Here is a 12,680-nt window from a genome sequence, read left to right as displayed (position 1 = left end):
TCATGACCACTGACTCCCGGACCGCCCCCGTATCCGCCAGTCGCACCTGGTCAATGACCCTGGCCAGCGTGCCGATGCTGGCGATTCTTGTGCTGACGTTGTTGGCCTCGGTGGGCGAAACCCTGCATTCGCGGTTACTGGAGATCGGCGGGGAAACCTGGCCCGACTACTTCAACCTGCGGGTGATCGACCGGGTCAGTGCGCCGGGTTGCCAGGTCGTGAGCGATGAAGAAGCGGCCGTAGAACAGGCAGTTGCGGTTAAAAAAGCGGAAAAATCTGCCGACCCCTTCGCCGATGTGTTCGGCGAACAGATCGACCGTGAGCAGGTCCGCGCTTCGGTGCTGGCCGCATCCCGCGCCTGCGAGAGTCGTCTTGCTAATTGGGAACGCTTACAGTCGCTCAATGGTCCAGGGGTTCAGGCTTTCGTTCTGATAGAGACAGGGCTGTCTCAGGCTGTACTGCTGGTCACCGGAAACCGCCGGGTGCTGCTGGGGCTGATGTTGCTGTTCTGTGCCGCGGCCGCCACTCTGGGGCGCCAGCACATTGCCCTTCGCCCTGTAGAAAGTCGTCTGGATGATCGGGTTGCCACCGTTTCCCAATTGGTGGCCAACGGGTTGCTGACCGCTTCTACCTGGCTTTATCGGCAACAGGAGCTGGCCCAGGCAGACGCCGGCATGCCCCTGGCCCATCTGTTCATGCATGATATCTGGGTGGCCGGTTTTGGCACGCTTACCCTGATTTCCCTCTGGCAGTTGCGCCGGCGGAGGGATGACCTTCCCGCGGGTAGAAGCTGGTCTCGGGCCATGCTGAGCGTGCCTCTCTACAGCTTCATGTGTATTTCTGCCTCCATCCAGTTTGCGTTTCACGGCTTCTACCACGGTATTGCCGTCTACCTCACCATGATGGCGGAGTTATCGGCATTGTTCCTCAATCTTGGGCTCTACGTGTGGGTGGGTATGTTGCTGGCGCGCACCCATCTTCCCAGGAAGGTATTCAATGTTCTGCGGCCCTGGCGGTTGCCTCCGAAATGGCTCGGGGTGGCGGTGCTGTTGCTCACCGCCTTGCCCACGGCGTTCAGCGGCGCGTCCGGTATCTTTATTTTGGCGGCGGGCCTTACTCTTTACCGGGAGCTGCGGCGCGCAGGTACATCGGAGCAACTGGCACTGGCGACCACGGCGATCTCCGGCTCCATGGGAACCATGCTGCGTCCCTGTCTGCTGGTGGTCATTGTTGCCACCCTCAACAACAGTGTGACCACCGACGAAATGTTCAGCGCCGGCGCCAGGGTATTGTTGTTGACCGCGTCGGTGTACGCGATTTATGTGTTCCTGATTGGCGGGCCGTCGAAAGGAGAGATCGCCCCACTGCGGGAGGCGGTGCCCGGCATGCTGCGTGCGTTGTTGCCACTGCTGCCTTACGTGGCCATTTTCGCGGGCGTCATTCTGCTGTGGAATCTACTGCTGAATCGTGGACTGGATGAGTTCTCTGCGCCAGCCATTCTGCCGTTGATTTTACTGCTGGTGCTAGCGTTCGAGCGTTGGGTGCTCAGATCACCGGATCCGGACGCTGATGATTTGCCGGAGGATGCCCGTGGTCCGCTGGCAAGCGGCTTTTCACCTGCTGTGTTGCGCGCTACCCGCGAATCCAGTGCCCTGATCGGTGCCCTGCTGATGTTAATGGCGCTGTCCGTCAGTGTCGGCGGCCTGATCGAACGTTCGGGCCTGCTCGAGTTATTCCCTGAACAATTGGGATCGGTGTGGCTGACACTCACGCTGCTGATGGCTTTGCTTGTGTTTATAGGCATGATCATGGACCCCTATGGCGCGGTACTGTTGGTGAACGCCACGCTGGCACCCATCGCCCTGAACAATGGCATTGATCCGCTTCACTTCTGGGTGATGACCGTGCTGGCATTTGAAATGGGGTATCTGACTCCACCGGTGGCGCTCAACCATTTGCTGACTCGTCAGGTGGTGGGTGTGCCCACATCGCCGGAGAGCCTGCATGGTACCTTCTGGCAGCGCAATTTCCGCTTCATTCTTCCGGTGCTGGTCATGGGCACTACGCTGTTGATGGTGACTTACCTGCCAGCCTTTGGGAGCACAATATTCCAACTATTGTTGGGTATTCAGTCTCCAGCTTAGTCGTTATGCTCAGGCCTGCGCGGATGTGATCGGGTTCGCGGCTGGTACGTATCATGCAACTGATGGCAGGGGGGGAAGCGAAGTGAATGAGGAAGCCCGGGGGCATGTTTACTCACAGCGGTTGGTGATGATGTTCGCAGTTGTGTCGGTCATGATGCCGTCAAGCGAGCTGGCGGCACAGGTTGCGGACGAGGACGAGGCGATCGGGGAAATCGTTCTGGAAGTGACGTCACCTCGCCTGGCTCGTGACCTGTACGATACCCCCGCTGCGGTCAGCGTAGTGGACGCTCCCGCCATCCGCCAGGGCCAGCAGCGCCTGCAACTGGACGAATCCCTCAATACCGTGCCTGGCCTGTTCTTCCAGAACCGTTATAACTTCGCCCAGAATCTGCGACTGTCGACCCGGGGTTTTGGGGCTCGCGCGCCCTTTGGTATTCGCGGTATCCGCATTCAGGTTGACGGCATTCCCTATACCTTGCCGGATGGCCAGTCTCAGATTGATGCCATTGATCTGGATTCCGCCCAGCGTATTGAGGTTATTCGGGGCCCATCCTCTGTGCAGTATGGCAATGCAGCGGGTGGCGTGCTGGATATCACCACCGCCCGTGGCGATGATTTGCCCCCCGGTGCCCGGCTGCGCCTTGACGGCGGCAGCGATGATTACCGCAAGGCCGCCATTCAGGGTAATGGCGTTCGCGGCGACACCCGTGCCATCGCAACGCTGTCCTGGATGAATGTAAACGGCCACCGGGAACAGAGTCAGGCGGAAAAGGGTCTGTTCAACGCCCGCATTTCCCACGAGCTGGATTCGGAGCGTGAGCTGACCGCCACCTTCAACGCCTTGCATAACCCGAAAGCCCAGGACCCGGGTGGCTTGACCCTGGCCCAGGTAGAGGAAGACCCAAACCAGGCCACCTTTATGGCCAAGCGGCTGGACAGCGGCCAGACGGTGAATCAGCAAACCCTGGGGCTGCAGTATCAGGATGCCGCAGTATTGCCCGGTGAGGTGACCGTGAACACCTTTTACAGTCATCGGGATTTCGCCCAGCAATTGCCTTTTCCCGGCGCCAGCCGAGTGGCCTATGACCGCCATTTTTACGGAATCAGTTCCCAGTACCAGCAAGGTTCCGAGTTGGCCGGGCGACCTTTGACCTGGGTTACCGGTGCGGATGTCCACCGGCAGTCGGATGACCGCCGGCGCTACCAGGTGTCACCCATGGGCGAGATTACCGGGCAAACCCAGGCAGAAACCCAGAACGCGACAAATGTGGCTGTATTCGCCCAAGGGGATCTGGCGCTGACGGATCGGTTGAATTTTTCGCTCGGGACCCGCTGGGATCATCTACGCCTGTCGGTCGATGATGACCGGCTTGAAGATGGTGATGATTCCGGCAGCCGAACGTTCCGGGAAGTCAGCGGCGTGGTTGGCCTGAGCTATCGCCTGGCGCCCCGGCATCAGGTATACGCCACCGTTGGCACGGCGTTTGAGTCGCCCACGTTTACCGAGTTTGCCAACCCCTCCGGTGCCGGGGGCTTCAACCCGGATGTGGAACCTCAAAAGGCGCTGAACCGGGAGATCGGTGTTCGTGGTTTATGGGGCAACGCGCTCAGCTATGACCTGGCGCTGTTCTCCATCCGGGTTAAGGATGAAATCCTGCCCTACGAACTGGATGGCCGTACCTTCTACGAAAATGCCGGCGAAACCCGGCGCAACGGTGTTGAACTGGGCCTGGGCTGGGATATCTCCTATGCCTGGCGGGCGACCACAGCACTGACCCTGGCAGACTACGAGCTGCGCGAATTCACTGACGAACAGGGCAATGAGGCTGATGGCAATGAGATCCCCGGCTTGCCCGGCACGCTCTGGGTGTCTGAACTGGAGTGGCGGGGTATGGCTGGCCGGTTCGCAGCGCTGGAATGGCAGTACGTTGGCAGCTTTTATGCCGAGAACAGCAACCAGACCAAGGTTAGCGATTACTGGTTGCTGGGCGCCCGCGCGGGTGACTCCGTGCGCCTGGGTAATCAGACGCTCAATCTCTACGCCGGTGTCCGGAATGTGCTGGATGAGGATTACTTCAGCAATGTGCGCATTAATGCCAACGCAAACCGGCCCATCGAGGACAGAGGTTACTTTGAACCCGGCGCCGGAAGAACTTTTTATGCGGGCATTGAATTGACTTTCTGATTTGTGATCTCAGGGGTGGCCCATTGTGGTCACTCCTCTTCAGCGCCTCTGGGTGGGCAGTGATGTTCCTCAACTACCTTGCCATCATCCACGCTTTCCAGGTGCACATCAAAGCCCCACAGCCGGTGGGCGTGTTTCAGCACTTCGTCCGTTTCCTTGCCAAGCGGTACCCGGTCCACGGGAATATGCCGCAGGGTGAGTGAGCGGTCGCCCCGCACATTCACATTCCACACCTGTATGTTCGGTTCCCGGTAACTGAGGTTGTACTGGCGCGCCAGCTTCTCCCGCAACGGCCGGTAACCCGGGTCGTCGTGAATGGCGGTCACCATGTAGTGGTCTTCCTCGTCATCGTTCTCGATGGCGAACAGTTTGAGGTCCCGCATCACCTTGGGCGACAGGAACTGTTGGATAAAGCTTTCGTCCTTGAAGTTGCGCATGGCGAAGTGCACGGTTTCCAGCCAGTCCTTGCCAGCGATGTCCGGGAACCACTCCCGGTCTTCAGCAGTGGGGTTCTCGCAGATGCGGCGCAGGTCGGTGAAGATGGAGAAGCCCAGAGTGTAGGGGTTTATGCCGGAATACCAGGGGCTGTTGAATGGTGGCTGGTACACCACGGCGGTGTGGCTTTGCAGGAATTCCAGCATGAAGCCGTCGGTCACCAGGCCTTTCTCGTACATCCGATGCAACAGGGTGTAGTGCCAGAAGGTGGCCCAGCCTTCGTTCATTACCTGGGTCTGGCGTTGCGGGTAAAAGTACTGGGCCAGCTTGCGCACAATGCGCACCAGTTCCCGTTGCCAGGTCTCCAGCAAGGGCGCGTTCTTCTCGATGAAGTACAGCAGGTTCTCCTGGGGCTCTTCCGGGTACCGGGGCTTGCGCTTGATCGGGTCGTCATCTTCCTCTGGTTTCGGGATGGTGCGCCACAAATCGTTGATGCGCCGTTGCTGGTATTCTTCCCGCTCTTTCTGGCGCTGGGCTTCCTCGGCGGCGGAAATGGGCGCCGGGCGCTTGTAGCGGTCCACGCCATAGTTCATCAGGGCGTGGCAAGAGTCCAGGATCTCTTCCACCGCATCCACGCCATGGCGCTCCTCGCATTCGGCGACATAATTGCGGGCGAACACCAAGTAGTCGATGATCGCACTGGCATCGGTCCAGGTGCGGAACAGGTAGTTGCCTTTGAAGAACGAATTGTGGCCATAGCTGGCGTGGGCAATCACCAGCGCCTGCATGGGCAGGGTGTTCTCTTCCATCAGGTAGGCGATACAGGGGTTGGAGTTGATCACAATCTCGTAGGCCAGCCCCATCTGCCCGCGTTGATATCCCTTGGAGGTCTGCAGGAACTGCTTGCCGAAAGACCAGTGGTGATAACCCACAGGCATGCCCACGGAGCTGTAGGCATCCATCATTTGCTCTGCGGTGATCACTTCCACCTGGTTAGGGTAGGTGTCCAGGCCGAACTCGGCGGCGCACTTGGCAATCTCCTCGTCGTACTTCTGGATCAGCTCAAAGGTCCACTCCGAGCCCGTGGAAATGGGCGTTCCTGCCTTGGGTTGTTCGCTCTCCGGTGCGTTCGGGCGATCAATCAGGCTGCTCATGCCGCTTTCCTCTCGAACAACTGTCGGAATACCGGGTAAATATCACCAGGGTCTGCAATCTGTTGCATGGCAAAACTCTGGGGAAACTGTTCCAGGATTTTCTCGTACTCGTACCAGAGCATCTGGTGATCCTGGGGGGTAATCTCGATATAGGAATAATATTGCACCAGCGGCAGAATGCTGTTGGTCAGAAGCTTGCTGCAAACCGGGGAGTCATCGTTCCAGTTATCACCATCCGATGCCTGGGCGGCGTAGATGTTCCACTCCGCCGGCGAGTATCGAGCTTCGATGATCCGGTGCATCAGCTTCAGGGCGCTGGAAACAATGGTGCCGCCGGTTTCCCGGCTGTAGAAGAATTCTTCTTCGTCCACTTCCTTGGCGCTGGTGTGGTGGCGGATAAACACCACATCAATCTTCTTGTAATTCTTCTTCAGGAACAGATACAGCAGGATGAAAAAGCGCTTGGCGATGTCTTTGTGCATCTGGGTCATGGAGCCGGATACGTCCATCAGGCAGAACATCACGGCGCTGGTGGCTGGTTTCGGTTGCTTCTGGTGCTGGCGGTAACGCAGGTCGATTTCGTCGATAAACGGAATGCGTTTGACGTTGGCTTTCAGGCGCGCAATTTCTTCTTCCAGCACCTTTATCTGGTCCTCGTGGCTGAATGCCGGGTCCAGATCTTCAGGCGCGCTTCTCAGCGCTTCCAGCTGCTTTTCCAGATCCTTGATTTTTTTCTTTCGGGCGCCGCCGAGACCGAGCCTGCGGGCATGGGCGCCCCGAAGGGAGCGCACCACATCCAGCTTGGCGGGCACACTCTGGCTGGTGAACCCGGCGCGTACGTAACTGAAGGCTTCAGTATCCTTGAGTTTCTTGCGGGCCAGGTTGGGTAATTCCAGGTCATCAAACAGGAATTCCAGGAATTCCTCCTGAGTGATCTGGAAGGCAAATTCATCCATGCCTTCACCGTCCGGACTGGCCTGGCCTTGCCCCTGACCTTTGCCGCCACCGCCCGGAGGTTTGGGAATGGTGTCACCGGCTACCCATTCCTGATTGCCCGGATGCACCACTTCCCGCCGGCCACCGGGGCCATGGTGGAAAATGGGTTCCTGTATATCCCGGGCCGGAATACTGACCTTCTCACCCCGTTCAATATCGGTGATGGAACGTTTCTGAACCGCTTCAGACACCGCTTTTTTGATGTGATGGCGGTAGCGGCGCAGGAACCGTTCCCGGTTCACCGCGCTTTTGTTTTTACCGTTCAGTCGCCGGTCGACTATGTGGGTCATACCCATGGTACTGCTCCCGCTGGCCGTTAATGGGACTTACGCACACGCAGATACCACTCGGCGAGCAAGCGGACCTGCTTCTCCGTGTACCCACGCTCGACCATGCGTTCGACAAACTGCTTGTGCTTCTTCTGGTCTTCCTGGCTGGCTTTCGGGTTGAAGGAAATCACCGGCAGCAAGTCTTCGGTGTTGGAGAACATCTTCTTCTCGATGACGCTGCGCAGCTTCTCGTAACTGAGCCAGCTGGGATTCTGGCCCTGATTGTTGGCCCTGGCCCGCAGCACAAAGTTGACCACTTCGTTGCGGAAGTCTTTCGGGTTGCTGATGCCCGCAGGCTTCTCGATTTTTTCCAGCTCGTCGTTGATGGAGGCGCGGTCCAGAATTTCCCCGGTCTCCGGATCCCGGAACTCCTGGTCCTGTATCCACAGGTCGGCGTAGGTCACGTAACGGTCGAACAGGTTCTGGCCGTATTCGCTGTAGCTTTCCAGATAGGCGGTCTGGATTTCCTTGCCGATGAATTGCACATAGTGCGGTGCCAGGTATTCCTTGATGAACCTCAGGTATTTTTCCTGAATCTCAGACGGATACTGTTCCTGCTCGATCTGTTTTTCCAGCACGTACAGCAGGTGAACCGGGTTGGCTGCTACTTCGGTGGTGTCGAAGTTGAATACCTTGGACAGAATCTTGAATGCGAAGCGGGTAGATAAGCCGTCCATGCCTTCCATCACCCCGGCGGCGTCCCGATATTCCTGGATGGACTTGGCTTTCGGGTCGGTGTCTTTGATGCTCTGGCCGTCGTACACCTTCATCTTGGAGAAAATGCTGGAGTTTTCCGGATCCTTGATGCGCGACAGCACCGAAAACTGGGCCAGCATGTCGAGGGTGTCTGGTGCACAGGGCGCGCCGGACAGTGAGCTGTTCTTCAACAGTTTGCGATAGATCTCGATTTCTTCGGTGACCCGGACACAGTAGGGCACCTTGACGATGTATACCCGGTCAAGGAAGGCTTCGTTGTGTTTGTTGTTGCGGAAGGTTTGCCACTCGGATTCGTTGGAGTGGGCCAGGATGACACCGTCGAAGGGGACTGAACCCATGCCTTCGGTGGTGTTGTAGTTGCCCTCCTGGGTGGCGGTCAGCAACGGATGCAGCACCTTGATGGGGGCCTTGAACATCTCCACAAACTCCATCAGGCCCTGGTTGGCCTTGCACAGGCCGCCACTGAAGCTGTAGGCGTCCGGGTCGTCCTGGGAGAAGTCTTCCAGCATGCGGATGTTGACCTTGCCCACCAGCGCAGAGATGTCCTGGTTGTTGTCGTCACCGGGTTCGGTCTTGGACACGCCGATCTGGTCGAGTACCGATGGGTAACGCTTTACTACGCGGAACTGGCTGATATCGCCGCCGTATTCATGCAGGCGTTTGACGGCCCAAGGCGACATGATGTTTTTCAGGTAACGGCCGGGAATTCCGTACTCTTCCTCCAGAATCGGGCCGTCTTCGTCCGGGTCGAACAGGCCCAGGGGGCTTTCGTTGACCGGCGAACCTTTGATGGCATAGAACGGCACCTTCTGCATCAGTGCCTTGAGTTTTTCCGCCAGGGAGGATTTACCGCCCCCCACTGGGCCGAGCAGGTAAAGAATTTGCTTCTTCTCTTCCAGGCCCTGGGCGGCGTGGCGGAAGAACGACACGATGTTTTCCACGGCTTCTTCCATGCCGTAGAACTCGGAGAATTCCGGGTAACGTTTGATGACTTTGTTGGAAAAAATGCGTGACAGGCGAGGGTCACGGGAGGTGTCGATCAGTTCTGGTTCGCCTATGGCTATCAGCATTCGCTCGGCGGCGGTGCTGTAGGCTGTTGGGTCCTTTTTGCAGATCTCCAGGTATTCCTCAAGGGAGTATTCTTCCTCCTGAGTGGATGCATACCGGTCTTTGAAGTGCTGCAGAATGCTCATAGATGGCCCCTCGCTTGCTCTTGCTTGTTATAAAACCACTTTAACAACTCACGCAATATCCCCGTTGCTGAAACGCCGCCGGTCCGGGCGGTGTGCTCTGGTTGATAGGTTGATGGGATGGTTCTGTTAAACAGGTATACGTTATCCGGAGCTTTCCGGCCTGCTTAATTTGAGCTTAGTTCAGAGTTCGGGGGTTGGACAGGTGGGGTTCACCTAAGGTTCATTAAATTATGTTACGGGGCGTATCGGATTGGTGGCCTTCTGGGCATCCTGGGTTGGGGGGCTGACGTACACCGGGGCAGGATTTTTTTGGGCAAACTGAAACTCGCTTTGCTCAGACATTCAGTTTGCCCAAAAAAATCCTGCCCCGGCATACGTCGATCGAGACCTCGAAGGGGCCGCTTTTGGACTGCGGTGGGCCACTTATTTCTTTATTAGTGTAAACACGCTTTCTGCGGCGCCGTTTCTCAGGCCTCTTCTCTTGGCGAAGGGGTTGTCGTGGGCCATGTCGCGTTTGAGTACGTGGTTGACTTCGTAATCCTCGCTATAAAGCTGGAACACTTCTTCATCACTGACGTTGAACGGCGGGCCTTGCATTTCCTTGCTGTCGTAATCGAGGGTGATCAGCAGGATTCTGGTGCCGTCCGGGATGATGGCGGTCAGGTGGTCCACATACCCTTTGCGCATTTCCGGGGGCAGGGCGATGAGCGCTGCGCGGTCGTAGACCAGGCGGATGTGTTTGAGGTCATCGGGCACCAGCTGGAAGAAGTCGCCGCACCAGATTTGCAGGTCGTCGTGTTTGAACGTGGTGAAAGGCTCGCCCGGATGGACCTTGGCTTTTTCGCCGGCTTCTTCGAAGAAGTCTTTGCAGGCGATATCGCTGAGTTCCACGCCGATGATGGGGTGGCCGCAGTCGTGGAGCCACCACATGTCATGGGCTTTGCCGCACAGGGGTACGAACACGGCTTCGGTGCCCTGGCCGGCCAGTTCCGGCCAGTGGTCGTGCAGGTACTGGTTTACCGTGCCCTCGTGGAAGCCGATTTGGCTCTTTTCCCAACGTTCGTGCCAGAATTCGTGTTCCATGGTTTGCCTCCCTGAATTTGCTCGTTTTACCCAGTCTACCTTAATCTGTGCCGATCATGAGTTGGGAGAAAAGTATGAAGGCGGTCTTTCTGGATACCCTAACCCTTGGCAGTGATGTGGATCTGTCTCCGCTGGAGCAGGTGACCGGTGGCCTGACCTGTTATGACCGAACCTCGCCTGAGCAGGTTGTGGAGCGGATTCAGGGTTTTGATACCGTGCTGGTGAACAAGGTGGTGCTGACCTGCGAGCATTTTGAAGCCTGCCCGGAGTTGAAGACGATTGCGGTGGTGGCCACGGGCCTGAATAACATTGACCTGGCGGCAGCAAAGGAACATGGCATCACCGTGATGAACGTGACCAACTATGGCCGCTCCACTGTGGCCCAGCACACTATGGCGCTGATTCTGGCGCTGGCTACGCGGTTGCTGGATTACGATCGGGATGCCAGAAATGGTACCTGGGGTAAGAGTGATATGTTTTGCCTGATGGATTACCCGATTATGGAGCTGGAGGGCAAAACCCTGGGTATTGTCGGTTATGGCGACTTGGGCCAGGGCGTGGCGGAACGGGCAAAGGCCTTTGGTATGAACATTGTGCTGGGTTGTCGGCCGGGGCAGGAGCCCGGAGAGGTCGATGGTTATTCCCGGGTTCCGCTGGACAGCCTGTTGGCGCAGGCCGACATACTGTCTCTGCACTGCCTGCTGACCGACGAAACCCGGAATATGATTGGTAAGAGGGAACTGGGGTTGATGAAACCCACAGCGTTGCTGATCAACACCAGCCGGGGAGGTCTGGTAGATGAAGTGGCGCTGGCGGAGGCCCTGCGCAAAGGCGAGATCGCCGGGGCGGGCTTTGATGTGTTGACTGAGGAGCCGCCACGAAATGGGAATCCATTGCTGGCGGAGGATATTCCGAATCTGATTCTCACTCCCCACTCCGCCTGGGCCAGCCGCGAGGCCCGTCAGCGGATTGTGGAGATCACTGCTGGCAATCTTGCACGGTAGGCTCCTGCCGGGGGCGGAGAACTTACGCCCCCTCGTTCACCCCTTCGAACATGACAGGTGTATGACGCGATCGTTGACGCAATCTGCTTTCATGGCGCAAAACCCGAATAACAACAAAAGGGCTATGCGCGATGATCCGAACCACTCTGGCAGTGTTGGTCTGCCTGTTTTTCCAATCCCATGCCGTACAGGCGTTTGAACGCGGCGAACTGTTGATCTGGATAAATTCCGACAAGGGGTATCAGGGGCTTGCCGAAGTCGGTAAGCGCTTTGAGGCCGCAACCGGCGTGCCCGTGACCGTTGAGACGCCAGATGACCTCACCACCCAGTATGATCACTATGGTTACACTGCCAAGGCGCCCGATATCATCATCTGGCCCCACGATCGTTTTGGCAGCTGGATTAATGAAGGCCACCTCGCGGCTATTGAACCTTCCCGTGCTGTCCGTGACGTGATTGCCCCATTTGCCTGGCAGTCGGTGTCGGTTGGTGAACGGGTTTACGGGTACCCTATCGCCATGGAGGTGGTGAGCTTGCTCTACAACCGGGAACTGGTGTCGGAACCGCCGACCACTCTGGAGCAGGTGGCAGAGGTACACCGACAATTGGCCGGGAAGGGTATCCAGGCTATCGCCTGGGATTATCGCAATGTCTATTTTTCCTGGCCGATCTTTGCCGGTTCCGGCGGCTACAGTTTTGGTGTTGATGACTACGTATACAACCTGTCTGATGTGGGGGTCGCCACAGACGGTGCGATTCGCGCCGTGGCTGGCATTCGCAGGCTGTTGGAGCAAGGGGTGCTGGCACGGGATTCAGACTATGGAACCATGATGGAAGGCTTCAAGGCCGGAAAGGTGGCTATGATCATCAATGGTCCCTGGGCCTGGAGCGAGCTACGGGCCTCCGGGATCGATGTAGGTATTGCCGATGTGCCCACAGTGGAGGGAACGGTGGGCCGGCCCTTCGTGGGGGTGTTGGCGGCAGGCATCAGTGCGGTTTCCACAAATCAGGTCCTTGCCCGGCAATTTATTGAGGATTATCTGCTGACGGAGGAGGGGCTGCACGCAGTCAATGATGACAAACCACTCGGAGCGGTCGCCCACCTTGAAGTAGTAAAGACGCTGAGTCAGGACCCGTTTATCGACCACACCTTCCGGTCTGCCCGTGGTGGCGAAATCATGCCCAATATTCCTGAAATGAAACGTTTCTGGGACCTGATGACGCGCCGCTTCTCGACCATGCTGGAAGGCGATGCGCCGATTCGTCCAACCCTTAGCCAGGCAGCTGTCCGGCTGCAACGGCTGGACGAAATGCGGGGATGGACGCGCCGGCACTATGTTGCCAACTAACCAGGGACTGGACTGCCGCCAGCGGCTGGCACCAGCGTGCCGGCCTGGCAAGGAGGTGGTGCCATCATAATCCCCTTGTTTACTGGCTTTC

General features: G+C 57.7%; 8 protein-coding genes. 4 read left to right on the top strand and 4 right to left on the bottom strand.

Going from position 1 to position 12,680, the window contains the following annotated elements; all coding sequences use genetic code 11:
• Positions 1-2 precede the first annotated feature (2 nt).
• Both FIV08_RS14970 and FIV08_RS14965 read left to right on the top strand, forming a co-directional pair.
• Positions 3-2,144, top strand: coding sequence for a TRAP transporter large permease subunit (locus tag FIV08_RS14970; protein ID WP_216646152.1), 2,142 nt, complete (start codon positions 3-5; stop codon positions 2,142-2,144).
• Positions 2,145-2,226: 82 nt separating this feature from the next.
• Positions 2,227-4,329: a TonB-dependent receptor family protein gene (locus FIV08_RS14965; protein WP_228715432.1), complete on the top strand. Its 2,103-nt coding sequence runs from the start codon at positions 2,227-2,229 to the stop codon at positions 4,327-4,329.
• Positions 4,330-4,358: 29 nt separating this feature from the next.
• Here the strand turns inward: FIV08_RS14965 and FIV08_RS14960 are convergent, their stop codons facing one another.
• The 4 genes from FIV08_RS14960 to tmpT form a co-directional block, all read right to left on the bottom strand.
• Positions 4,359-5,918 (bottom strand): SpoVR family protein, encoded by a 1,560-nt coding sequence (locus FIV08_RS14960; protein WP_152438921.1) that lies wholly within the window; start codon positions 5,916-5,918, stop codon positions 4,359-4,361.
• Positions 5,915-7,204, bottom strand: a complete 1,290-nt coding sequence (locus tag FIV08_RS14955) for a YeaH/YhbH family protein (RefSeq protein WP_228715558.1) — start codon at positions 7,202-7,204, stop codon at positions 5,915-5,917. The genes FIV08_RS14960 and FIV08_RS14955 overlap by 4 nt, the downstream gene beginning before the upstream one ends.
• A gap of 26 nt (positions 7,205-7,230) precedes the next feature.
• The gene (locus tag FIV08_RS14950; protein WP_152438919.1) at positions 7,231-9,153 is read right to left on the bottom strand and encodes a PrkA family serine protein kinase; all 1,923 of its coding nucleotides are present in this window, start codon (positions 9,151-9,153) and stop codon (positions 7,231-7,233) included.
• 423 nt (positions 9,154-9,576) lie between these two features.
• Positions 9,577-10,236, bottom strand: a complete 660-nt coding sequence (tmpT, locus tag FIV08_RS14945) for a thiopurine S-methyltransferase (protein ID WP_152438918.1) — start codon at positions 10,234-10,236, stop codon at positions 9,577-9,579.
• A gap of 74 nt (positions 10,237-10,310) precedes the next feature.
• On the opposite strand from tmpT, the gene FIV08_RS14940 reads away from it, so the two are divergent.
• Both FIV08_RS14940 and malE read left to right on the top strand, forming a co-directional pair.
• Positions 10,311-11,240, top strand: coding sequence for a D-2-hydroxyacid dehydrogenase (locus FIV08_RS14940; RefSeq protein WP_152438917.1), 930 nt, complete (start codon positions 10,311-10,313; stop codon positions 11,238-11,240).
• A gap of 131 nt (positions 11,241-11,371) precedes the next feature.
• Positions 11,372-12,589, top strand: coding sequence for a maltose/maltodextrin ABC transporter substrate-binding protein MalE (malE, locus tag FIV08_RS14935; protein ID WP_152438916.1), 1,218 nt, complete (start codon positions 11,372-11,374; stop codon positions 12,587-12,589).
• Positions 12,590-12,680: the final 91 nt, after the last annotated feature.

This window comes from Marinobacter sp. THAF197a, assembly GCF_009363275.1.
In the GTDB taxonomy this organism is placed as follows: domain Bacteria; phylum Pseudomonadota; class Gammaproteobacteria; order Pseudomonadales; family Oleiphilaceae; genus Marinobacter.
Note: the sequence above shows the minus strand (reverse complement) of the source record. Positions and strands in the feature narration are given on the sequence as shown.